20 protein-coding genes and 1 tRNA gene are annotated in these 22,829 nt (G+C 64.6%); 10 read left to right on the top strand and 11 right to left on the bottom strand.

Annotated elements, in window-relative coordinates; translation table 11 throughout:
• Positions 1-6 precede the first annotated feature (6 nt).
• From thrC to argS, 4 genes are read right to left on the bottom strand one after another with little or no spacing between them, the layout of a single operon-like run.
• The gene (gene thrC, locus ASG84_RS15070) at positions 7-1,074 is read right to left on the bottom strand and encodes a threonine synthase (RefSeq protein WP_057477861.1); all 1,068 of its coding nucleotides are present in this window, start codon (positions 1,072-1,074) and stop codon (positions 7-9) included.
• Positions 1,071-2,372, bottom strand: coding sequence for a homoserine dehydrogenase (locus ASG84_RS15065; RefSeq protein WP_057477860.1), 1,302 nt, complete (start codon positions 2,370-2,372; stop codon positions 1,071-1,073). The genes thrC and ASG84_RS15065 overlap by 4 nt, the downstream gene beginning before the upstream one ends.
• The gene (lysA, locus tag ASG84_RS15060; protein ID WP_057477859.1) at positions 2,369-3,790 is read right to left on the bottom strand and encodes a diaminopimelate decarboxylase; all 1,422 of its coding nucleotides are present in this window, start codon (positions 3,788-3,790) and stop codon (positions 2,369-2,371) included. The genes ASG84_RS15065 and lysA overlap by 4 nt, the downstream gene beginning before the upstream one ends.
• Complete coding sequence (gene argS, locus ASG84_RS15055) at positions 3,787-5,439, bottom strand: arginine--tRNA ligase (RefSeq protein ID WP_057477858.1); 1,653 nt, start codon at positions 5,437-5,439, stop codon at positions 3,787-3,789. The genes lysA and argS overlap by 4 nt, the downstream gene beginning before the upstream one ends.
• Positions 5,440-5,671: 232 nt before the next feature.
• On the opposite strand from argS, the gene ASG84_RS15050 reads away from it, so the two are divergent.
• The 8 genes from ASG84_RS15050 to ASG84_RS15015 all read left to right on the top strand — a co-directional run bounded on the left by ASG84_RS15050 (position 5,672) and on the right by ASG84_RS15015 (position 11,894).
• Positions 5,672-6,577, top strand: a complete 906-nt coding sequence (locus tag ASG84_RS15050) for a DUF3105 domain-containing protein (protein ID WP_057477857.1) — start codon at positions 5,672-5,674, stop codon at positions 6,575-6,577.
• Positions 6,577-7,293 (top strand): DUF305 domain-containing protein, encoded by a 717-nt coding sequence (locus ASG84_RS15045; RefSeq protein ID WP_057477856.1) that lies wholly within the window; start codon positions 6,577-6,579, stop codon positions 7,291-7,293. Before ASG84_RS15050 ends, ASG84_RS15045 begins: the two co-directional genes overlap by 1 nt.
• 69 nt (positions 7,294-7,362) lie before the next feature.
• Positions 7,363-7,435: transfer RNA gene (locus ASG84_RS15040), tRNA-Arg, on the top strand.
• A 60-nt stretch (positions 7,436-7,495) separates the two neighbouring features.
• Positions 7,496-8,392: a hypothetical protein gene (locus ASG84_RS15035; protein ID WP_057477855.1), complete on the top strand. Its 897-nt coding sequence runs from the start codon at positions 7,496-7,498 to the stop codon at positions 8,390-8,392.
• Positions 8,393-8,406: 14 nt separating this feature from the next.
• The gene (locus ASG84_RS15030) at positions 8,407-8,994 is read left to right on the top strand and encodes a class I SAM-dependent methyltransferase (protein ID WP_057477854.1); all 588 of its coding nucleotides are present in this window, start codon (positions 8,407-8,409) and stop codon (positions 8,992-8,994) included.
• A 61-nt stretch (positions 8,995-9,055) separates the two neighbouring features.
• Positions 9,056-10,399, top strand: coding sequence for a DUF2254 domain-containing protein (locus tag ASG84_RS15025; protein WP_057477853.1), 1,344 nt, complete (start codon positions 9,056-9,058; stop codon positions 10,397-10,399).
• Between the two features lie 35 nt (positions 10,400-10,434).
• Positions 10,435-10,971: a MarR family winged helix-turn-helix transcriptional regulator gene (locus tag ASG84_RS15020; protein ID WP_032402876.1), complete on the top strand. Its 537-nt coding sequence runs from the start codon at positions 10,435-10,437 to the stop codon at positions 10,969-10,971.
• 98 nt (positions 10,972-11,069) lie between these two features.
• Positions 11,070-11,894 carry a hypothetical protein gene (locus ASG84_RS15015; RefSeq protein ID WP_057477852.1) on the top strand — a complete coding sequence of 275 codons (825 nt, stop codon included), beginning with the start codon at positions 11,070-11,072 and terminating at the stop codon, positions 11,892-11,894.
• Between the two features lie 52 nt (positions 11,895-11,946).
• Here ASG84_RS15015 and ASG84_RS15010 read toward each other — a convergent pair whose 3' ends face one another.
• The 7 genes from ASG84_RS15010 to ASG84_RS14980 all read right to left on the bottom strand — a co-directional run bounded on the left by ASG84_RS15010 (position 11,947) and on the right by ASG84_RS14980 (position 21,002).
• Complete coding sequence (locus ASG84_RS15010; protein ID WP_057477851.1) at positions 11,947-12,723, bottom strand: enoyl-CoA hydratase; 777 nt, start codon at positions 12,721-12,723, stop codon at positions 11,947-11,949.
• Complete coding sequence (gene mmsB, locus ASG84_RS15005; protein WP_057477850.1) at positions 12,720-13,628, bottom strand: 3-hydroxyisobutyrate dehydrogenase; 909 nt, start codon at positions 13,626-13,628, stop codon at positions 12,720-12,722. Before mmsB ends, ASG84_RS15010 begins: the two co-directional genes overlap by 4 nt.
• Complete coding sequence (locus ASG84_RS15000; RefSeq protein WP_057477849.1) at positions 13,625-14,683, bottom strand: enoyl-CoA hydratase/isomerase family protein; 1,059 nt, start codon at positions 14,681-14,683, stop codon at positions 13,625-13,627. Before ASG84_RS15000 ends, mmsB begins: the two co-directional genes overlap by 4 nt.
• A complete protein-coding gene (locus tag ASG84_RS14995) occupies positions 14,680-15,819 on the bottom strand; it encodes an isobutyryl-CoA dehydrogenase (RefSeq protein ID WP_057477848.1) in 1,140 nt (379 codons plus the stop codon). Before ASG84_RS14995 ends, ASG84_RS15000 begins: the two co-directional genes overlap by 4 nt.
• 6 nt (positions 15,820-15,825) lie before the next feature.
• The gene (locus ASG84_RS14990) at positions 15,826-17,334 is read right to left on the bottom strand and encodes a CoA-acylating methylmalonate-semialdehyde dehydrogenase (RefSeq protein ID WP_057477847.1); all 1,509 of its coding nucleotides are present in this window, start codon (positions 17,332-17,334) and stop codon (positions 15,826-15,828) included.
• Positions 17,335-17,412: 78 nt separating this feature from the next.
• Complete coding sequence (locus ASG84_RS14985; protein WP_057477846.1) at positions 17,413-18,165, bottom strand: SWIM zinc finger family protein; 753 nt, start codon at positions 18,163-18,165, stop codon at positions 17,413-17,415.
• On the bottom strand, positions 18,165-21,002 hold the full coding sequence (locus tag ASG84_RS14980; RefSeq protein ID WP_057477880.1) for a DEAD/DEAH box helicase: 2,838 nt from the start codon (positions 21,000-21,002) through the stop codon (positions 18,165-18,167). The genes ASG84_RS14985 and ASG84_RS14980 overlap by 1 nt, the downstream gene beginning before the upstream one ends.
• A 103-nt stretch (positions 21,003-21,105) precedes the next feature.
• Between ASG84_RS14980 and ASG84_RS14975 the strand changes: the two genes are divergently transcribed.
• A complete protein-coding gene (locus ASG84_RS14975) occupies positions 21,106-22,011 on the top strand; it encodes an NADP-dependent oxidoreductase (RefSeq protein ID WP_057477845.1) in 906 nt (301 codons plus the stop codon).
• A gap of 89 nt (positions 22,012-22,100) precedes the next feature.
• Positions 22,101-22,829 (top strand): HNH endonuclease family protein, encoded by a 729-nt coding sequence (locus ASG84_RS14970; RefSeq protein WP_057477844.1) that lies wholly within the window; start codon positions 22,101-22,103, stop codon positions 22,827-22,829.

Genomic DNA, 22,829 nt, shown 5'->3' with positions numbered 1-22,829 from the left:
GTCAACTCAGGCCAGCTCGAGCGCAGCCGCCACAGCGACGGGATCGACCGAAATCGGTTCTACGACAGGCATACCCGCCAACGCGGTGTCGGGATCCTTGAGGCCGTTACCGGTCACTGTGCAGACGACGGTCAGGCCCGGCTCGAGCCAGCCTTCCTTGCGAGCCGCCAACAATCCGGCAACGCTGGCCGCGGAGGCCGGTTCGACGAACACGCCCTCGGTTTTCGCGATCAATCGGTACGCCTCGAGGATCTCCTCGTCGGTAGCCGCGCGGAATGCTCCGTTCGATTCTTCCTTGGCGTTGACGGCACCGTTCCAGGATGCGGGTGACCCGATCCGGATTGCGGTGGCGATCGTCTCCGGGTCCTTCACCGGCGCACCGTGAACCAACGGTGCGGCGCCCGCGGCCTGGACTCCGAGCATCCGCGGCTTGCGCGTGGTGAGACCGTCACGGAAGTACTCCGAGTAACCGCGCCAGTACGCGGTGATGTTGCCTGCGTTGCCGACCGGCAGCGCGTGAATGTCCGGCGCGTCTCCCAGGGCGTCGCAGATTTCGAAGGCTGCGGTCTTCTGGCCTTCGATGCGGACGGGATTGACGGAGTTGACCAGACCGATGGTCGGGAACTCGGCCGTGGTCTTGCGGGCCAGTTCGAGGCAATCGTCGAAGTTGCCCTGCACCTGAATGATTTTCGCGCCGTGCATGACTGCCTGAGCAAGCTTGCCCATGGCGATCTTGCCCTGCGGAACAAGTACGGCGCAGCTCATTCCGGCCTTGGCCGCGTAGGCGGCTGCGGAGGCCGAGGTGTTGCCGGTCGAGGCGCAGAGGACGGCTTCTTGGCCCCGGGCGAGCGCGTCGGTGACGGCCATGGTCATTCCGCGGTCCTTGAAGGAACCGGTGGGATTGAGCCCTTCGACCTTGAGATGCACTGTGCAGCCGGTCAATTCGGACAGATGCCCGGCGGGCAGCAGCGGAGTTCCGCCCTCGCGCAGCGTGACGGTCTTCCAGTCCGGTCCGATCGCCAGACGCGAGCGGTATGCCTCGATCAGACCGGGCCAGGGGGTGTGGACGCTCATACGGTGGTGCCTTCCAATCGGAGAACGCTGGCGACGTGGACGACCACGTCGAGCTGTTCGAGCGATGCAACGGTTTCGGACAGAGCGGAGTCGGCCGCGAGGTGGGTGACGACGACGAGCCTGGCTCCGTCACCCGAGCCCTGCTGACGCACGGTGGAGATGCTGACGTCCCGCTTGGAGAACTCGGCCGCAACGGTGGCCAGGACACCGGGCTTGTCCGCTACCTGCATGCTGACGTAGTAACGAGTGAGGATGTCACCCATCGGGGCCACCTTGAGCTTGGCGTACTTGGATTCGAGCGGGCCCCGTCCCCCGTAGAACTTGTTGCGCGCGGCCATCACCAGATCGCCCAACACTGCGGACGCGGTGGGAGCACCACCTGCGCCCTGCCCGTAGAACATCAGGCGGCCGGCCGCCTCGGCTTCGACGACCACGGCGTTGAACGCACCGTTCACCGATGCCAGCGGGTGCTCGAGCGGAACGAGCGCCGGGTAGACCCGAGCAGAAATTCGTTCTTTACCCTTGGCCGTCACGATGCGCTCGCAGATGGCCAACAACTTGATGGTGCAGTCCAGTGACTTCGCGGTTTCGAGGTCGTCCGAGGTGATCTTGCTGATGCCTTCGCGGTAGACGTCACCTGCGGTGACGCGCGTGTGGAAGGCGATCGAGGCAAGAATTGCCGCCTTGGACGCCGCGTCGTAGCCTTCGACATCGGCGGTCGGGTCGGCTTCGGCGTAGCCCAGACGTCCTGCCTCTGCCAGAGTTTCGGCGTAGTCCGCGCCCGTCTCGTCCATGGCGGAGAGAATGAAGTTGGTGGTGCCGTTGACGATGCCGGCAACCTTGTTCACTCGATCGCCCGCGAGGGACTGCATCAGTGGACGAACGACCGGAATGGCTCCGGCCACGGCCGCCTCGAAGTACAGATCGGCACGCGACTTCTCGGCAGCGTCCGCAAGCTCACCGGTGTACTCGGCCAGGAGGGCCTTGTTCGCGGTGATGACGGACTTGCCCTTCTCGAGCGCGGAGAGCACGAGCTTGCGGGGAATGTCGATGCCGCCGAGCACCTCGACGACGATGTCGACGTCGTCCCGGCCGACAAGCTCGGCCGGATCATCGGTCAGCAGCTCGGCCGGCACTCCACGATCGCCGTCGACCCGACGCACTGCGATGCCCCGAATCTCCAGTGGCGCACCGATTCTCGCCTCGAAATCCTCGGCGTTCTCGGTGAGGATTCGAACGACCTCGCTGCCGACGTTTCCGAGTCCGAGTACGGCGACGCCTATCGGCTTCGATGTCATGGCTGAACCTCCAAGCTGAGCAGATCTTCGATGGTTTCCCGCCGCAGGACCAGGCGCGCTCGCCCGTCCTTGACTGCGACCACTGCGGGCCGCGTCAGCAGGTTGTAGCGACTGGACATGGAGTAGCAGTAGGCACCGGTGGCCGCTACAGCGAGCAGGTCACCCGGCCCGACGTCCGCCGGCATCCATGTGTTCTTGATGACGATATCGCCGCTCTCGCAATGCTTTCCGACCACTCGCGCCAGAACGGCGGGAGCCTCGCTGGACCGCGAGACCAATCGGCAGTCGTACTCGGCCTGGTAGAGCGAGGTGCGAATGTTGTCGCTCATTCCGCCGTCGACGCTGATGTAGCGTCTGCGCGTTGCCTTGTCGACGGTGACGTCCTTGATGGTGCCCACCTCGTACAGCGTGACGGTGCCCGGTCCGGCGATAGCACGGCCGGGTTCGACGGCGATCGTCGGAACCGGCAGGCCCACCGCGGCAGATTCGGTCTCCACGATGGCGGTCAACTTGGCCGCTAGCTGCTCCACCGGCGGCGGGTCGTCACTGGCAACGTACGAAATGCCCATGCCACCACCGAGATCCAGCGTCGAGATCTGTGCGGTTTTCTCGACACCGAATTCCGAGACGATGTCTCGGAGCAGGCCGATGACCTTGTGTGCTGCCAACTCGAAGCCGTCGACCTCGAAGATCTGCGATCCGATGTGGCTGTGCAGTCCCACGAGGCGAAGGTTGTCGGCAGCGAACACGCGGCGGACCGCGTCGAGTGCCGAACCGTCGGCGAGCGAGAAGCCGAACTTCTGATCCTCGTGCGCGGTCGCAATGAACTCGTGCGTGTGCGCTTCCACACCGACGGTGATGCGAATCAGAACGTCCTGCACCACTCCGGCCGCGCCGGCCACGGCGTCGAGACGGTCGATCTCGATGTTGGAGTCGAGAACCACATGCTCGACGCCCGCGCGCACGCCCGCCTCGAGCTCGGCGACCGATTTGTTGTTGCCGTGCATCGCAATTCGATCCGCCGGAAACCCTGCGGCCAGCGCGATAGCCAGCTCGCCACCGGAACAGATGTCGAGCGAGAGCCCTTCGTCGGCAACCCAGCGCGCGATCTCGCCGCACAGAAATGCTTTGGAGGCGTAGTGCACTCGCTCGGGCGCTCCGAAGGCGGCTGCCATTTCGCGGCAACGCGAACGGAAATCGTCCTCGTCGATGACGAACAGTGGAGTTCCGTACTGCTCCGCGAGCTCGGTGACCGACACTCCGGCGAGACGAACCGTTCCGTCGTCACCGCGCTCGGCATTACGGGGCCACACCTGATCGGGCAACGCGGTCATCTCGGACGCGTTCACCGGGCGCTGGGACGTCGACTGTTTCGCGGGCGCGTCGGCATGCTTCGGTCCTGCCGGATGCGCGCTCACATGCGCTCCGGTGCGCTGACCCCGAGCAGTTCGAGGCCGTTGGCCAGGACCTGCCGGGTCGCGTTCCCCAACGCCAGTCGTGCGGTGTTCACAGGTCCGGGCTCCTCGTCTCCTTGTGGAAGTACTCGACACGCACCGTAGAAACGGTGATAAGCACCCGCCAACTCTTCGAGGTAGCGGGCAATCCGGTGTGGCTCACGCAGTTCGGCGGCACTGGCCACCACGCGCGGGTACTCGCCGATCGTCCTGATCAGCTCGCCTTCCTGCTCATGGGTGAGCAGGCTCAGATCCGGTTGATCCGCAACGATTCCCAGTTCGGCGGCATTGCGCGCGAGCGAGGCCAGCCGGGCGTGGGCGTATTGGACGTAGTACACGGGGTTTTCGTTGCTCGCACTCGCCCAGAGGGCCAGATCGATGTCGATGCTGGAGTCGACGGACGACCGAATCATGACGTACCGGGAGGCGTCGACGCCGATGGCGTCGACCAGGTCGTCGAGCGTGATGACGGTTCCGGCGCGCTTGCTCATCTTCACGGCAACGCCGTCGCGCACAAGATTGACCATCTGGCCGATCAGTACCTCGACGGTCGCCGGGTCGTCGCCGAACGCAGCGGCAGCAGCTTTGAGTCGTCCGATGTAGCCGTGGTGATCCGCTCCGAGCATGTAAATGCACAGGTCGAAGCCACGTTGACGCTTGTTCTGGAAGTACGCGATGTCGCCTGCGATGTAGGCGGCATTGCCGTCGCTCTTGATGACGACGCGATCCTTGTCGTCGCCGTACTCGGTGGACCGCAGCCACCAGGCCCCGTCCTCCTCGTAGAGGCTCCCCGAGCCCTTGAGGTAGTCGACCGACTTCTCGACAGCACCGGACTCGAAGAGCGAGTTCTCGTGGAAGTAGACGTCGAAATCGACACCGAACTCGTGCAGATTCGCCTTGATGCGGTCGAACATCAGCTCGGTGCCGATGGAGCGGAACGTCTCTTCCTGTGCCTCGGGGGCCAGTGCGAGCGCATCCGGTTCCTTCGCCAGCACCCGCTCGGCGATCTCGGCGATGTACTCGCCGGCATACCCGTTCTCCGGGGCGGGTTCCCCCTTGGCCGCGGCGATCAACGAGCGGCTGAAGCGGTCGATCTGAGCGCCGTGATCGTTGAAGTAGTACTCGCGAGTGACCTCGGCACCGTGCGCGGTGAGGATGCGGCCCAATGCGTCGCCGACGGCTGCCCAACGGGTGCCGCCGAGGTGCACCGGCCCGGTGGGGTTGGCAGAAACGAACTCGAGGTTGACCTTCTTGCCCGACATCGAGGATCCGTTACCGAACTCGGCTCCGGCGGACAGCACGCGGGCGACGATCTCGCCCTGCGCTGCAGCGGCCAGCCTGATGTTCAGAAATCCCGGGCCTGCAACGTCGGCGCTGTCGATCGCCGCGTCGGCTGCGAGAGCTTCGGCGAGCCAGCCTGCGAAATCGCGCGGATTGGCACCGGCCTTCTTCGCGACCTGCAGAGCCACGTTGGTCGCGTAATCGCCGTGCTCGGGGTTGCGAGGACGCTCGACGGTCAGCTTCGCCGGTAGAACGGATGCGTCCAGGCCGCGGTCGGCGAGCACCTTCGCGGCGGTCGCGTGGAGCAGTTCGGCAAGATCGGCGGGAGTCACAGGTAGCTATCCTATTGGCTGGTGCGCGGCGTACTCGCATCCACTGCCCGTCCGATCGCGAGCCCACCTCACGCGATGCGCTCGTTGCAGGCTCTGAGCACGCTCTCAGGCAGAGAACGTACAGTAAGGGCGCTCTGCGCGGACGGTCCGTGGTCAACGCCGTCACCAGCAGATACGCACGACCAGCGACACCGACCACCAACTTTCCTCGACTGAGAGAGCAACTACAGCGATGCCAACGGGTCCCGACAAAGGCAGTCAGAACAAGTCGGCTGCGAAGGCAGACAAAGCCATCAACGCAGCCAACAAGAAGTCAGCTCGCAAGAAGAAGGGCGGCGTGCCTGCCGCCAAGGGAAGGCAGATTCCCTGGCTGACGGTTGCCGGAGTCGTAGTGGTCGTCGGCTTGGTCGCCGGACTCGGGATCAACCTGTACCCCAAGTACCAGGACCGCGCCGAAGCACAGAAGTTTGCACCCAGCGAGAGCAACCAGGATCCGTCGACGGCGATCGCCGGCGTCGCGATCCAGGAGTACCCGGCGGCCTTGCACGTTGCGCGTACCCAGCGAGTGGCCTACGACCAGTCGCCGCCCTTCGGCGGACCGCACGACGCCGTGTGGGCCACCTGCACCGGAATCGTCTACCCCGAGGCCATCCGTACCGAGAACGCTGTGCACTCCCTCGAGCACGGAGCCGTCTGGATCACCTACAACCCCGACGACCTGAACGAGGACCAGGTCCAGTCGCTGGCCGACCGCGTCGACGGCGAGACCCAGATGATGATGTCGCCCTACCCCGGGCTCGACACCCCTGTGTCGCTGCAGTCCTGGGGCCACCAGCTCAAGCTGGACAGCGTCGACGACGAGCGCATCGGCCAGTTCATCTCCGCCTTGCGCCTGAACCGCTTCGCCTACCCGGAGGTCGGTGCCAGCTGCGCATCGGTACCGGGCGCAGGTGACAACGCCTTCGATCCGGACAATCCCCCGCTGTTCGACGCCTCCGCACCCGGCGCGGACGCCGTTCCGATGGACGGGGCCGGCATCACCCCCGACGCCAGTGAGACCAGCGGGGCCGGCGGACTGCCGGGCGGCCTGCCCGGTGGCGCGCAGCTACCCAGTGATCTACAGGTTCCCGCGAGCTGATGACCGAATCCACAGTCGACTCGACCACCGACCCGTCCGAAACCAAGCCGAGCCAGCGCACAGCGTTGGTGGCCCTGGCTCTGATTGCTGTCTTGGCCATCGGGTTCGCACTGGGTTTCCTGGTGCAGAGTCCGTTCGGTGACGGTGACAACTCGCCCGCCGCGGACTCGGTCGATGTCGGTTTCGCTCAGGACATGACCGTGCACCACAACCAGGCCATCGAGATGGCCGCGGTGGCCCTGACCAACGCTCCCGATCAGGCCGTGAAGAGTCTGGCGTTCGACATGCTGACCTCTCAGCAGAATCAGGTCGGCCAGATGCAGGGCTGGCTGGCTCTGTGGGACCGCGCACCGATATCGACCGACGGCTACATGACCTGGATGGCCGAGGACGACTCTCACGGCCATTCGATGGGCGGAATGTCGATGGAACCGGGGTCCTCCGATCCCACCAGGGCGATGCCGGGCATGGCCAGTTCCGCGGAGCTCGCCGCGCTTCGGCAGGCGACCGGCACGGACGTCGACGTGATGTTTCTGCAGCTCATGTTGCGCCACCACGAGGGCGGTCTGGCCATGATGGAATACGCCCAGACCCATGCGCAGTCTCCTGCAGTGGTCAACCTGGCGAAATCCATGGTGGCCACCCAGACCAGCGAGTCGACGCTGATGAAGCAGATGCTTGCCGCGAAGGGAGCGCAGCCGCTGCCCGAGGGGTGATTTCGGCTCCGGTCACGTATGCGCTAGTCTTTCGTACAGCCCAACAGGCACGCCGGCCGAAGCCGGTTTGCCCCCGTAGCTCAGGGGATAGAGCGTTCGCCTCCGGAGCGAAAGGCCGCAGGTTCGAATCCTGCCGGGGGCACACATCTTTCACGCAGCTCACCGCAAACATGTGACTGCTCGAACGAGACGGTGGACTTCGATGTCCGAGGATCTCCCCCACATCGACACGGTTGTCGACGACCTGTATTCGCTCCCTCCCACCGATTTCGTCTCGCATCGCTCTGCGTACGTCGCCCAGTTCAAGAAGGCCGGCGACAAAGCCGGCAGCAAACGGATCGGTGCCCTCCGTAAGCCGACGGTCGTTGCGTGGTTGGTCAACGGCCTTGCCCGTCGAGACGAATCTGCCCTGTCGGAACTGTTCGAGGTCGGCGAGCAGCTCGAACGAGCTCAGCAGCGCGGCGACGGCTCCCGTCTGCGCGAATTGTCCACTGCTCGAAGCACTTCGATACGCGCACTGACGGACAAGGCAATCTCCCTGGGGCGCGAGCTCGGAGTGACCGTCGGCGACAATGCTGCGCGCGAGATCGGCAACACCTTGAACGCGGCGATGGCCGATTCCGAGATTCGCGACCGCGTGCGGGCGGGCCGAACCGTCACGGCCGAAACCTACAGCGGCTTCGGGCCGGCGCTGCTGTCGCTGGTTCCGGAGCCTCCCGAGGACGAGACCGAGACCGACGATGTACCGGACACTGCCGATGACGTACCCGAGTCCGCAGCGGAGTCCGATCAGCTGCGCGAGGCCGAACAGAATCGATTGGTCGCCGAACTCGACGCTGCCGAAACCGCGTTCGATACCGCACGCGATGCGGCCGACACTGCTGACTCCGACACAGAACGTGCCGCGTCCGAACGACGCAGCGCCACAGGAGAAGTCGAGAGGATAGAAGCCGAGCTGGAGGCCGCCAAAGCCAGAGCGAAGGCTGCGCGAGCAGCGGAGAGAACAAGCGTCGCGCAGGCCGAGTCGGCGGCGGAGGCACTCGAGGCCGCCAAGGCACGCGTGGCCGAAGCCCGGGCAGCCGTCGAAAAATCGAACTGACCTACCCTGGCGGCATGACCACACGCTGGCAAACCGAAAACTCAGCCGACGATTCCAAGCGCTACATCGAGCGATTCGACAGCCTGGCCGAACGCGGCGTGGATCTGCACGGCGAGGCCCGCATGGTCGACGCGTTGGTCTCCCCCGCGTCGAGCATTCTCGATGCCGGATGCGGCACCGGCCGACTCGGTGCCGAATTGGCTCGCCGCGGACACCGAGTGACCGCAGTGGATCTCGATCCGGTTCTGGCCGAGGCCGCGCGAGCACGTCCAGAACTCGACGTGCACATCGCTGATCTGACGACGCTGAATCTCGGACGGACATTCGACGCAGCAGTCGCAGCAGGCAACGTTATCGTCTACATGGAACCGGGCACCGAACGGCAAGCGCTGGAACGCATCTGGGCACATCTCACGGACGGAGGAGTGTTCGTCACCGGATTCGCCACCGATCGCGACTACACCGTCGCCGCACTGGACGCAGATTTGGCCGCGGTCGGTTTCGCCGTCGAACATCGTTTCGCGACGTGGGATCTGCGGCCCTGGCGCGACGACGCGGAGTGGGCTGTCACCGTGGCACGAAAACCCGCACTGTTGGCCTGACGCGACATCGACGACTCGGCGCCGGAGGGTTGATTCGGACACGCTGGGGCAGACTGTCCACGTGAAGGAATACATGGCGAAGTTGCGGGAGTCGTTCTGGTTCATTCCTGCTGTCCTCGGAGTTCTAGCGCTTCTGCTCGCGCAAGCACTCGTCAGCCTCGACCGGTACGTACTCGACACCCGCATAGACCTGACGGGTTCATTGCTCTATCACGTCGGGGCCAGCGGCAGCCGGGATATTCTCGGTGCGATCGGCGGGTCGATGTTGGGCGTGGCCGCGACGTCGTTCTCGATCACCATCTCCGTTCTCGCCACGGCCAGTTCGTCCTACGGTCCTCGCCTGGTGCGAAACTTCATGGCCGACCGCGGCAATCAGGTGGTGCTCGGCATCTTCGGGGCGACGTTCCTCTACTCGCTGATGGTCCTGCGCTCGATCCGATCGATCGAATCCGACGGTTCGGTGTTCGTCCCGGACATTGCCGTCAACGTTGCCGTGGCGCTTGCCGTGGTCGACGTGGGCGTTCTCGTCTACTTCATCCATCACATCGCGCAGTCGATTCAGGTGGCCACCCTGTCCGCGAGGGTTCGCGACGAGTTGTCGGAATCCGTCGACTCCCTCTATCCGACCGATCGTCCCGACGACGCCGCATCGATAGACGACATCTCGAAACCACCTGTCTACGTGACGGTGCTGGCCGAGACATCCGGGGTGATCATCGACATCGACGAGGACGCGCTGCTCGGCATCGCGACCGACAACGGCACGCTGATCGAGACTCATCGGGTACCGGGCGACCACGTCGTCTCCGGTGAGCCGCTCGTCGACATCCTTGCCGACCGTTCGGCCGACATCTCCGCCGAATCGATCGACCGCGTCCGTGGGTCTTTCGACATCGGCACCAGCAGGACGCCTCGCCACGACATCGCGTTCGCAGTCGAGCAGATGACAGAAATGGCAGTCCGGGCACTGTCCACCGGAGTCAACGATCCCTACACGGCACGCAACGCCATCGACGATCTCTCCGTCGGACTCGTGTCTCTGGTCCAACGGCCGACACCCTTGCTCGGACGGCGCGGAACCGACGGACCGGTGCGATTGATAGTTCAGCGGGTGTCCGCCTCGGTACTGATCGACCATGCGCTCGATGCAGTGCGCATCTACGGAACCGGCAGTCCCATGGTGGTCCAGGCCGGAATCCGCCTCGCCGAGAGGGTCGGTCGTGCGGCGCGCTCCACCGCCGATGTCGACTCCGTGCTGGCTCAACTGAGTCTGTTGGATGCAGCCCTGACCGCTGACGAGACCGACATTGCGCGCACAGCCGATGCCCGCGAGCAGATTTCGCGGACCCGAGCAGCGATCACCGATCGAGTGCCACTCGCTGTAGTTCGCACCGTCATTCGGTAGACGCGCGAACCGGACACCGTGGGAGGATGGTCTGTATGCCAGCACCGTCGCCTCTTCCCCTCGACCCCATTGCAGAGGCTCACCGTCAGTGGACCAAGCACGGGTGGTCCGATGCCGCCGACGGTATGGCCGCTGTCACCTCGCTCATGCGCGCACAGCAGATCATGCTGGCACGAGTCGAGGAAGCGTTGAAGCCGACGGGACTGACCTTTTCGCGGTACGAACTGCTGACGTTGTTGACGTTCACCAAGAACGGCGCGTTACCGATGGCGAAGGCCAGTGCTCGTCTGCAGGTGCACCCCACCAGTGTGACCAATGCGGTGGACCGACTCGAATCCGTCGGCTACGTGCGTCGCATTCCCCATCCCAGCGATCGACGGACCACCTTGGTCGAAATCACCGAGCAGGGGCGCACGTTGGCGGTCGAAGCCACCGAACGCCTGAACACGCTGGTATTCGCCAAGCCCGGGCTCGCGCGCGACAAGCTGATGGCTCTGGTTCGCATCCTTGCGGAACTACGTTCGGATGCAGGCGATTTCGACAGTGATGACATCACCACATCGTTTCGATAATGATCGTGACTCGTCACAAGTAAATGGAACACCCGTACCGTTCGTGGTGAAATGGCACTGCGCGCAAGGCGAGGCAGATCTGTCGAAGGGCGGGGCGGGTGCTGGTGTTGGGGGTCGGAGCGGGTGCACACGGTGCACGTGCAATTCTGACGTATCTGGACAGTCCACATCGCACACCGATCGTGTCGAGAACGGTCCGCCGCGCGCCAGGCCAACCGTTGGCCACGACGATCGCCACCGGAGTCGACGCTATCCACTCCATTGCTGCGACGATGTCGCTGCCGGTGCAATTCTCGGCCATCGCGTACCGAGTTGCCACCGATCCCGGCTCGGTCGCCACCCGCGGCACAGCCCGCACGGCGTCACTCGTACCGGAAACCGCTGCGCAAGTGCGCTACCTACGGTTCATCGGGCTGGTACCGAACCACGGCGTCACCGTATTGTGCGATATCGGCAGCACTGGAACCACGGTCACCGTCATCGATCTCGCGTCGTCTCGGACGCTGATGACGCGTCGTACATCCACGTTCTGCGGAGACGATCTCGATCACTCGGTCCGTAGACTGCTCTCCGCCAACGGGGTTCGCCTCGGAATCGACGCCAGCCGATCCATCAAGGAGCAACTGAGCGTCGACTCCGTCGTCAGTACGGCGGACCCGTCCGGGACCGCGCGCCACGTGCTGACGCGGCGCGACTTCGACGATCTGATTGCCGGCCCCGTGCGGTACGCGGGCATGCTCGTCGATCAGACCATCGAATTATCCGGAGCCAGACCGCAGTCCATCGTCGTGGTCGGCGGCGGCGCGAACATCACCTCGATCGCGCGGTCGTTGGAGTTGCGGACCGGTCTGACGACGCTGGTGCCGACGATGCCCGAGCTGGTCTCGGCCCGCGGGGCTGCCCTCCTGTCCCCCGACAGGTAGGACAACCCCGGGAGTGGAGCCCGCGGAACGACCCGAGAGCAAGCGTGGAGCGCTAGCGGTGCTGGAAGTTGGGCGTGCGCTTCTCGATGAAAGCCGACATGCCTTCCTTCTGATCCTCCGTAGCAAACGTCGAATGGAACACGCGGCGCTCGAACAGAACGCCCTCGCTCAGACTCGACTCGAACGATCGGTTCACGGCTTGCTTTGCCATCATGGTGATCGGGAGCGACATCTCGGCAATGGTGGTCGCGGTTGCGATGGCGTCCTCGAGGAGGTCCGCAGCCGGCACGATGCGCGAGACGAGCCCTGCGCGCTCGGCTTCGTCGACCTTCATGTTGCGACCGGTCAGGCACATTTCCATGGCCTTGGCCTTGCCCACCGCCCGCGTCAACCGCTGCGACCCGCCGATCCCGGGAATCACGCCCAGCTTGATCTCGGGTTGCCCGAAGACCGCTGTGTCCGAGGCAATCAGCACATCGCACAGCATTGCCAGTTCGCACCCTCCGCCGAGTGCATAGCCGGACACCGCCGCAATCAACGGCGTCCGTGCCGATGCCAATCGATCCCACGCCGCGAAGAAGTCGTCGAGGTACACGTCCATGTACGACTTGGGCTGCATTTCTTTGATGTCTGCACCGGCCGCGAAGGCTCGCTCGGACCCGGTGATCAGGATGGCACCGATCTCGGAGTCGGCATCGAGCTCCTCGACCACCGCGACGACCTCGCGCATCAACTGGGAGTTGAGCGCATTCAACGCCTTCGGGCGGTTGAGCGTGATGATGCCGACGCGTCCCCGGCGTTCGAGCAGGATGGTTTCGTAGTCGGTCACTGGGCTGCTCCGTTCGAGCGTTCGCGGATGTCGTTGATGATCCCGGAGAAGTCCACGTCGGTTCCCCCGCCGGACGTTTCCTTGAACCGCGCGTAGAGTTCGGCTGCGCGCAGACCGAGGACTCCCTCGACCCCGTTGTCGCGCAGCGCATTCGCCGCCAGACCAAGGTCCTTGTCCATGAGTGCCGCAGCAAATCCGGGCTTGTACTCGTTGTTGGCGGGGCTCGTCGGAACCGGACCGGGCACCGGGCAGTTCGTGGTGAGCGCCCAGCACTGACCGGACGCAGTCGACGCCACGTCGAACAGTGCCTGGTTGCTCAGGCCCAGCTTTTCCCCCAGCACGAAGGCCTCACTGATGGCGATCATCGATACGCCGAGAATCATGTTGTTGCAGATCTTGGCGGCCTGACCGTTGCCCGCCGGTCCGCAGTGCACGACCTTGCGGCCCATGACGTCGAGAACGGCAGCGGCGGAGGCGAAATCGTCCTCCGAACCACCGACCATGAACGTGAGCGTGCCTGCGGCCGCTCCCCCGACACCACCCGAGACCGGGGCGTCGAGGCTGCGGTGTCCGGCCTCGTGCACCAATGTGTGCGCAGCGTGCGCGTCGGCGACATCGATGGTCGACGAGTCGATGAACAGAGTCCCCGGTGCCGCAGCAGGAAGCAGGTCGGCGTAGAGCCCCAGTACCAGTTTTCCGTTCGGCAACATGGTGATCACGATGTCGGCTCCGGCCACAGCCGCGACTGCAGATTCCACCACGGTGACACCGTCCTTCGTGGCCTGCTCGAGCGCCGCAGGCACCAGATCGAAGCCCTGCACCGTGTAGCCGGCCGCCGCCAGATTGGCGGCCATCGGTCCGCCCATATGGCCGAGACCGATGAAGCCGATCGTCTTCTCGCTCATGACTGCTCACCTTCTGTGTGTGCTTTCGACAGACCGAGTTCGGAGTCCCCCAAGGGCGCGAAGTATCGGTCGATATCCTCGGTGGTGACGTCCGCCGATGTGGCCGGTTGCCACTGGGGATTGCGATCCTTCTCGACTACCTGCGCCCGAATCCCCTCGACCAGATCATGACTGCTCAGCGAGGCTACCGACACTCGGTACTCCTCGTCGAGCACGGCCTCGAGGGAAGGCAGCGTCGCCGCCCGCCGGAGCGACCGCAGCGTCACCGCGAGCGACACCGGCGATTTGGACACGATGTCCTTCGCGGCCTGCTGTGCCTCCGGCACCGACGATGCGGCCAGAGCGTCGACGATGCCCTGGATGTCATCACCGGCATAGCACTCGTCGATCCACTCCTGCTGAGCAGCAATGGCGGATTCCGGGGCCGACTCGCTGAACGTCGCGACGGCTTCTCCGACACTGACCGTCTCGAGGGCGGTGTAGAACTCCTCGAGCTTCTCCGACGGGATGTAGTGATCGGCGAAGCCGATCGCGATGGCGTCGGCCGCGTTCATCCGCGCCGTCGTGAGCGCAAAATGGGTGCCGATCTCGCCCGGTGCACGCGAAAGCAAATACGTGCCACCGACATCCGGAACGAAGCCGATTCCGACCTCGGGCATCGCGATCTTGGAACGCTCGGTGACGATGCGAGTGTTGGCATGTGCCGAGAGACCGACGCCGCCGCCCATGACGATGCCGTCCATGATGGCAACGAAGGGCTTGGGGAACCGAGCGATCGCGGCATTGAGGACGTACTCGTCGCGCCAGAAGTCCATACTGCCGCTGCCTCCGTCTTTCGCGTCGTGATAGATCGAGACGATATCCCCACCGGCGCACAGCCCCCGCTCACCGGCACCGGTCAACAGGACGGCGTCGACGGTGTCGTCGGTTGCCCACTGCGCCAACGTCGGAGCTATCTGCTGCACCATCGAGTGTGAGAGGGCGTTGATGGCCTTGGGGCGGTTGAGGGTGATCCGACCGATCCCTCCGGACACCTCCAGGAGGACGTCACTCACGCCGCACCCACGATCGAACGAGCGACGACAACGCGCATGATCTCGTTGGTACCTTCCAGAATCTGGTGGACCCGTAGGTCACGGACGATCTTCTCGACACCGTACTCGGCGAGGTAACCGTATCCGCCGAGCAGCTGCAGCGCACCGTTGGCGACCTCGAATCCGGTGTCGGTACCGAAACGCTTTGCCATCGCGCACAGTTCGACCTTGTCGGCTGCATTGTTCTGCAACCCGTCCGCTGCTCGCCACAGCAGAGTTCGGGCAGCTTCGAGCTCGGTCTTGAAATCCGCCAACCGAAACTGCAGGGCCTGCGAATCGAGCAGGCGCGCACCGAATGCATTGCGGTCGGCGAGGTAAGCAACTGCCTTGTCGAGAGCGGACTGTGCGCCGCCGATCGAGCACGCGGCGATGTTGATGCGTCCGCCGTTGAGGCCGTTCATCGCAATACGAAATCCGTCGCCCTCGTTGCCGAGCAGGTTGGCAGCCGGAACGCGCGCACCTTCGAGGATCACCTGGCGGGTGGGTTGAGCGTTCCACCCCATCTTCTTCTCGTTCGCGCCGAACGACAGTCCTTCGGTGTCCTTCGGCACGATGAACGCCGAGATGCCGCGGGGACCCGGAGCTCCGGTGCGGGCCATGACGACGTACACCTCGGATGTGCCTGCGCCGGAGATGAACTGCTTGACGCCGTCCAGCACGTACTCGTCGCCGTCGCGGACGGCTTTGGTTCCGAGCTTTGCCGCATCCGATCCGGCACCGGGTTCGGTGAGGCAGTAGCTCCCCAACTGGTCCATCGCACAGAGGCCCGGAAGCCAACGCTGCCGTTGCTCGTCGTCGCCGTACGTGTCGATCATCCACGCGACCATGTTGTGGATGGAGATGTACGCCGCGATGGACGGATCCCCGGTGGCGAGTTGCTCGAAGATGCGCACGGCGTCGACTCGGGTCAAGCCCGATCCACCGACGTCCTCACGAATGTAGATGCCGCCCATCCCGAGACCGGCGGCCTTGCGCAACACGTCCACCGGGAAATGCTTCTGCTGATCCCATTCGACGGCGTTCGGTGCGAGAAGTTCGTCGGCGAACTCGCGAGCGGTGTCGTTGATGGCACGCTCGTCCTCGTTCAATGTGAACATGACCGATCAGTCCATGTTCGGGATGACGAAGTGATTCTGTGCAGCTGCTTCCTTGGTGCCCGACGGCCACCGCTGAGTGACGGTCTTGGTCTTGGTGTAGAAGCGGATCGAGTCCGGTCCGTGCTGGTTCAGATCACCGAATCCCGAACGCTTCCAACCACCGAACGTGTGGTAAGCGATCGGCACCGGAATCGGCACGTTGACCCCGACCATGCCCACCTGAACGCGGGAGCAGAAGTCGCGAGCGGTGTCGCCGTCACGGGTGAAGATCGAGACGCCGTTGCCGTACTCGTGTTCGGTCGGCAGACGCAGAGCGTCCTCGTAATCCTTCGCGCGGACGACGATCAGAACAGGTCCGAAGATCTCTTCCTTGTAGATCCGCATGTCGGTGGTCACCTTGTCGAACAGTGTTGCGCCCGCGAAGAATCCACCTTCGTGACCCTCGAGGCTGAAACCGCGCCCGTCGACGACCAGCTCGGCACCCTCGTCCACACCGATCTGGGTGTAATCGTTGACACGCTTCAGCGCATCGCTGCCCACGAGCGGTCCGAAGTCCGCGTCCTCGTCGTCGCTGCGACCGATCTTCAGCTTCGCCACTCGCTCGGTCAGTTTGGCGACCAACGCATCTGCGGTCTCCTCACCGACGGGAACCGCGACGGAAATCGCCATGCACCGCTCGCCGGCCGAACCGTACGCGGCTCCGAGCAACGCGTCGGCGACCTCGTCGAGATCGGCATCGGGCATCACCAATGCGTGGTTCTTGGCTCCACCGAAGCACTGTGCGCGCTTGCCGTGCTGAGCGGCCGTCTCGTAGATGTACTGGGCGATGGGCGTCGAGCCGACGAAACCGATCGCCTTGACCCGATCGTCGGTGAGCAGCACGTCGACAGCATCCTTGCCGCCGTTGACGACGTTGAACACACCCGGCGGCAGGCCTGCCTCCAGGAACAGCTCGGCGAGCTTGAGCGGAACGGACGGGTCGCGTTCGGAGGGCTTGAGGATGAACGCGTTGCCGCAGGCGATCGCCGGGCCGGCCTTCCACAGCGGAATCATTGCGGGGAAGTTGAACGGGGTGATGCCGGCGACGACGCCCAGCGGCTGACGCATCGAGTAGACGTCGATGCCGCCGCCGGCACCCTCGGTGTACTCGCCCTTGAGCAGATGCGGTACGCCGACAGCGAATTCGACGACCTCGACGCCACGCTGGATGTCACCCTTGGCGTCGGCGATGGTCTTGCCGTGCTCCGACGAGAGCAGACGCGCCAGTTCCTCCATGTCGCGGGTGACGAGCGCGAGGAACTTCATGAGCACCCGCGCGCGACGCTGCGGGTTCCACTTGGCCCACTCGCGCTGCGCCTGTTCGGCGTCGGCGATTGCAGCCTCGACCTCGGACACATCGGCGAGAGGTACACGGGCCTGCACCTCGCCGGTATTCGGATCGAAGACGTCCCCGAATTTTCCGGACGTGCCGGCGACATGCTTACCGCCGATGAAATGTGTGAGTTCGCGAGCCATGGAATCAGTCCGTCCTGGAGCCTGGAAATTGAAGTACGCCCATCCTATAGTCGGATGTCCACGTAAGTCCAGATCCGTTCACATCCGGTCGTAGAACTGCCTCAGATCGGCGCACGCTCGGCTGACCTCCGCCTCGGGCGATCCGTCGGCGCGAAAGACCCGACGCAGGATCAGCGGGTCGAGATCCTCCATCGCGGGCGCGAACGTCACCTGCGGAAGGTCGGGGAAGGACGCACGATCGGCGAACCAGTCGTCGGCATCGACGTCGTCGCCTCCATCGCCCACGCCCTCGATCAGCTGGTCGAGGTCCACTCCACGCAGGGTCAGAATGGTCGCCGCGGACGCGTCGATGTGTTCGGCTGCGATGTACATCAGCGCCGCCGCGTGCTTGCACGGCCACCCGTCGTCGGGGCACGTGCAATCGAAATCGAGCTGGCCCTTGTCGTGCGGCAGCAACATCGAGGCCAACGCCTGCGGAATGGCATTCGACGCCAATTCGGCCAGCATCCCGGGATTCGATCTCACCCGAGCGACGAGCGCGTCCACTTCACCCGAGGTCAGCGGTTCGACGGTGACCGAGGCCGAGAACGGCTCGAGCTGGCTGCCCTGCACCTCGCCGTAGATCTGCCCACGTTCGACGCCGAGAGTGAGAACCTGCCCCTGACGCGCATACGTTCTCCCCCGCGCGATACGACCAGGATCGGCAAGGTCCTCCATCGCAGCAACGAAGTGCCTACCCCACCACGTCTGCCCGAAGGCTCCGCGCTTGTTTCGGGACTCGATGCCGCCCTTGGCTTTTCGGCGCTTTCCGTACTGCGAGAAGTCGACCATCACTCACCCACCGCATCTTCGCTGAGCCGGAACAGCTCCTGCAGTTCCGCGGTATCCATTTCGGTCACCCAGCTCTCCCCGGTGCCCACCGCCAGATCTGCCAGGCCCTGTTTCGAGACGAGCATCGAGTCGATTCGTTCCTCCACCGTCCCGACACACAACAGCTTGCGTACCTCGACGTTCTTACGCTGTCCGATGCGGAAGGCCCGGTCCGTCGCTTGGTTCTCGACCGCCGGGTTCCACCACCGGTCCAGGTGCACAACGTGATTCGCGGCAGTGAGATTGAGCCCGGTACCACCCGCCTTCAGCGAGAGCATCATGATCGGTGGACCGTCGTCGCCCTGGAACCTCTCCACCATCGCATCGCGCTTGGTCTTGCTCACTCCGCCGTGCAGAAACGGCACCTCGGCTCCGAAACGATCGGCGAAATACGGTGCCACGAGCTCGCCGAACTCTCTGAACTGAGTGAACAACAACACCTTTTCGTTGTCGCCCAGAATCGAATCGAGCATGTCCTCGACCAGCCCGATCTTGCCGGACCGGTGCTGACCTCTCTTCAGCACCGACGATCCGTCGGACAGAAAATGGGCCGGGTGGTTGCACACCTGCTTGAGTCGAGTGAGTGCGGAGAGGACGGCACCCTTGCGTTTCATACCCTTCGCATCGGCAATCTGCGCCATCATCTCGTCGACGACAGCCTTGTACAGCGCAGCCTGCTCGGCGGTGAGGTTGGCGCGCACCGTCATCTCGTTCTTCTCGGGCAGATCCGAGATGACCGTCGGATCGGTCTTGACCCGTCGCAGAATGAACGGCGACGTGATGGCCCGCAGACGTGAGACGGCGTTCTCGTCGTTCTCACGCTCGATCGGCACCGAGAACCGCTTCCGGAAATCGGACGGCCTTCCCAACATTCCCGGATTGGCGAAATCGAGAATGGATCTGAGCTCGTCGAGGCGGTTCTCCACGGGCGTGCCGGTGAGGGCCAGCTTGTGTTCCGCGGGGATGGCGAGCGCTGCCTTCGCTTGAACTGTGCCGGCGTTCTTGATGTGCTGCGCCTCGTCGAGTACCACTCGTCGCCACATCTGTTCCGACAGCTGCGCGCGGTCCTTTGCCATCAGTGCATAGGTGGTGACGATCAGGTCGTGCTGGGCGATCTCTCGGTCGAGATCGTCGCCCTTCGACCGAGCCGGGCCGTGGTGCACGAGGACCCGAAGTGCAGGCGTGAACTTCGCGGCCTCGCGTTGCCAGTTGCCCACCACCGACATCGGTGCCACCAGCAGCGTCGGCTTCGGATGTTGTTCGTGGGCAAGGAGTGTGAGCACCTGCAGTGTTTTGCCCAGACCCATGTCGTCGGCGAGCACCGCCCCGAGACCGAGCCGGCTCATGAACGCGAGCCAGTCGAGTCCCCGCTGCTGATAGGGCCGGAGCACTGCGTCGACGCCGTCGGGCACGGGGATCGTCTCCGGTACTGCGCCGGGCTCGAGCAGCGTGGCCGCCCAGCCGGTGGCCCGGATGTCCTGGACCGGGGCAGGCGGCGGGTCGGCCAGCGTCATCTCCCGCATCAGCGTGCTCAACGCGGTTCCGTCGCCGTGATGCTCTGCGACGTACTTCGCTGCTCGTGCGAGCTGACCGCCGTCGGCCAACACCCACTGACCACGAAGCCGAACCAGGTCACCCTTCGAGACAGCGAGCCTGTTCATCTCCGCTTCGGTGAGCACCATGTCGCCCAGTTGGAGCTGCCAGTCGTAGGACACCAGCTCGTCCATGCCGACCGCGCGATCCGCGGCCGCTTTGGTCACTGCAGGTGACTCGACGCGCAACCTCATCGATGGGTCCAGCCTGGTCCAGGCCCGCGGGAGCAACACCGTTGTGCCGGTGGACTGTAGCGCCATCGCACCGTGTTCGACCAGATCGATGACGACCGAGGTGGGGAGCAACAGATCCAGGGTGCCTTCCTGGGACGGCACATCACGCAGCCTCGGGTATGCGGCGACTGCCTCGCCGAGTTTGCGCACGGCGATCGACAGCAGTGTGGCATCGACCTTGCGGCTCATCGGAACCGGCCGCGGAGCTTCGCCGTCTGCCCGCAAACACACCTGCAAGGTCCAGAACGACTCCGCCGACTCGTCGGTGTCGGCGTAGGTCTCGGCGTCGGCCTCGTCATCGGGTTCGAGCAGACGCAACACCAGAGACGGCTCGTCGACGGTGAGGCTTGCCCGCCACTTGTCCAACAGGGTCGAGATCTGCTGAGTGCCATCGCTGTACGGGTCGTCACGAACCAACGCGGACAGCAGCGGATGTTCCGAGTCGGGCCTGCCGAGAAGCGATCTGACGATCGGATCGGTGAGCTCGTCGACCATGTCGTCGAGGATCTTTCTCGGTCGCTCGTTCGCTCGCTGCACCGACGGCATCGACACGGAAAGTTCGCTGAGCCAGGCTCGCTGACGTTCGCCGCCGACCAGACGCCACCGTGGCCACCACTGCCCGTCGATCAGCTTCAGCGCAGGAACAACCCGCCCACCGCGGACCCATCGTTCGATTCCACGCGTGACGTGCGCCAGAAAACGTAGGTCGCCGGAGATCAGCGCGTGATCGGACGGCGTTCGCAACAGCAGGTCTGCCGCGTCGTGCGGCGCGAGCGCGATGGCCGGAATCTGCACCGGGGCCTGGGCGGTCGCACCAGGTCCGGCTGCCGGAAACGACACCGCAGCACGATGCCGAAACGTTCTTGTGAGCACCTGCGCATGAGCCGAGGGCAGGTCGGGCTCGTCACCGGTGGTGATCTCGTCGTCCCACAGCATCAGCCCGGCACCGGGAGACCACAGACCGTGCAACATCGGTCCATCCAACCAGGACGCACCGACATCACCTCGGTGAGGCAGCCGGACGAAGCCACTCCGCACGGTGCCGATCGGTTCGAAAATAAGGCACAGTGGTCTCATGATCGCGTACGGCTTCAGCGAATACGGCGGACCCGAAACCGAGTCCCTCCTCGAGTTCCCCGTTGCCGAGCCCGGACCGGGCCAGATTCTCGTCGCGGTACACGCGGCCGGTGTGAATCCCGCAGATTGGAAGGTGCGGAAAGGCACCCGCAAAGACACGGTGCAGATCACTCTGCCTGCCGTGCTCGGGCGGGAAGCATCGGGCACCGTAGTCGATATCGGCACCGGTGTGACCGACTTTTCGGTGGGCGACCACGTATTCGGGGCAACCGCGTCGGGACACGGCAGTTACGCGCAGTACACCGTGTTCAACGCATCGAGTACCGCGCACAAGCCCGAGACGGTCTCCTGGGCCGCGGCGGCCACCTTGCCGGTCGCGGCGGGAACCGCGTACGACGCGCTGCGCCAGTTGGCCAGAAGTTCGGGCGATACCGTTCTCGTGCTCGGCGCGGGCGGCGGTGTCGGCTCGGCCGTGCTGCAACTCGCTCGGGCGGACGGTATCGCAGTCGTAGCAGTGGCGAGCGACGGCAAACGGGAGTGGATCGAGAGCCTCGGTGCCCGATTTTTCGTCTCCGGCAGTGATACCTCCGCCGCCGTCACCCAGCCGGTGGACGCCATCGTCGATCTCGTCGGCGGAGAGACGTTGCGTGGGGCAGCGACTGCCGCCCGGTCCGGGACACCGATCGTGAGCGTCGCAGATCCGGTGCTGGCATCCGAGTGGGGTGGTTCAGGAGTCGCTCGCGATCGCACGACCGCCGCCTTTGCACGGTTGGCAGAGCTGACCGCGTCGGGCGTGCTGAACCCGCGCATCGACAACGTGTTCCCGCTCGACCGCGCAGGTGAGGCCCTCGCCCTCGTCGAGAACGGGCATCTACTCGGCAAGGTCGTCGTCGAAGTTCGCTGAATCCCGCCTGAGAACCGGATTCCGCAGCGTGTCGGTACGGACCGACATAATGCTGCCGCGGGGGCCGACGGTGGACGATCGATGATGGGATGCGTGTGAGAAAACTGTGGGTAGCGGCGGTGCTGGTGATCGCTGCGGTGGTGATGGCGGCGTTCGGATCGTGCGACCGATCCGTCATCCCGGGTTTCACCCCTGCCGCGCCTGCACCTGGCAGCCCCACCCGGGTACAGATCGAGCAGTTGCTGGACCAGGTTCGAGTGGTTGCCGCCCGGCCCGACGCCCTCGGGTACGAGCGTGGATGCAAGAGCGGCGAAGGCTGCGTGTTCGGACCCGCCTGGACGGACGATTACGACGGGCCGGGCGGCCACGACGGGTGCGGCACCCGCGACAACGTACTGGCTCTGTCGATGACGGAGATCGAGTTCCGGGCAGGCACCCGCGACTGTGTGGTCCTGTCGGGTTCGCTCGCAGACCCGTACTCCGGTGAGCGGTTGCAGTTCACCAAGTCCGATGGAAGCGCGGTCCAGATCGATCATGTTTACCCCCTCGCCGCAGCATGGGACATGGGCGCGCACGCGTGGCCGCCGGACAAGCGCGTTCTGTTCGCGAATGATGTCTCGTTCGAGTTGCTGGCCGTCAACGGGCCCGACAATCAATCGAAAAGCGATAAGACACCGTCGGATTGGATGCCACCGAACCCGGCCTACCACTGCTTCTACGCGGGCAAGTACCTCACGGTGGCCGCGCAGTACGAACTACCGATCACCGAGGCCGATCGTGGCGTTCTCCAATCGGTTGCAACAACGTGCGCGGCGTAA

This window comes from Rhodococcus sp. Leaf278 (assembly GCF_001426085.1).
Lineage (GTDB): Bacteria > Actinomycetota > Actinomycetes > Mycobacteriales > Mycobacteriaceae > Rhodococcoides.
The sequence above is the reverse complement of the archived record's forward strand: the minus strand, read 5'-3'. Positions and strand labels throughout refer to the sequence as shown.

Coding starts and splice junctions, on each gene's coding strand:
- thrC (WP_057477861.1), bottom strand. CDS start 1,074: ATGAGCGTCCACACCCCCTGGCCCGGTCTGATCGAGGCATACCGCTCG.
- ASG84_RS15065 (WP_057477860.1), bottom strand. CDS start 2,372: ATGACATCGAAGCCGATAGGCGTCGCCGTACTCGGACTCGGAAACGTC.
- ASG84_RS15050 (WP_057477857.1), top strand. CDS start 5,672: ATGCCAACGGGTCCCGACAAAGGCAGTCAGAACAAGTCGGCTGCGAAG.
- ASG84_RS15045 (WP_057477856.1), top strand. CDS start 6,577: ATGACCGAATCCACAGTCGACTCGACCACCGACCCGTCCGAAACCAAG.
- ASG84_RS15035 (WP_057477855.1), top strand. CDS start 7,496: ATGTCCGAGGATCTCCCCCACATCGACACGGTTGTCGACGACCTGTAT.
- ASG84_RS15030 (WP_057477854.1), top strand. CDS start 8,407: ATGACCACACGCTGGCAAACCGAAAACTCAGCCGACGATTCCAAGCGC.
- ASG84_RS15020 (WP_032402876.1), top strand. CDS start 10,435: ATGCCAGCACCGTCGCCTCTTCCCCTCGACCCCATTGCAGAGGCTCAC.
- mmsB (WP_057477850.1), bottom strand. CDS start 13,628: ATGAGCGAGAAGACGATCGGCTTCATCGGTCTCGGCCATATGGGCGGA.
- ASG84_RS14995 (WP_057477848.1), bottom strand. CDS start 15,819: ATGTTCACATTGAACGAGGACGAGCGTGCCATCAACGACACCGCTCGC.
- ASG84_RS14990 (WP_057477847.1), bottom strand. CDS start 17,334: ATGGCTCGCGAACTCACACATTTCATCGGCGGTAAGCATGTCGCCGGC.
- ASG84_RS14985 (WP_057477846.1), bottom strand. CDS start 18,165: ATGGTCGACTTCTCGCAGTACGGAAAGCGCCGAAAAGCCAAGGGCGGC.
- ASG84_RS14980 (WP_057477880.1), bottom strand. CDS start 21,002: ATGTTGCACGGTCTGTGGTCTCCCGGTGCCGGGCTGATGCTGTGGGAC.
- ASG84_RS14975 (WP_057477845.1), top strand. CDS start 21,106: ATGATCGCGTACGGCTTCAGCGAATACGGCGGACCCGAAACCGAGTCC.
- ASG84_RS14970 (WP_057477844.1), top strand. CDS start 22,101: ATGCGTGTGAGAAAACTGTGGGTAGCGGCGGTGCTGGTGATCGCTGCG.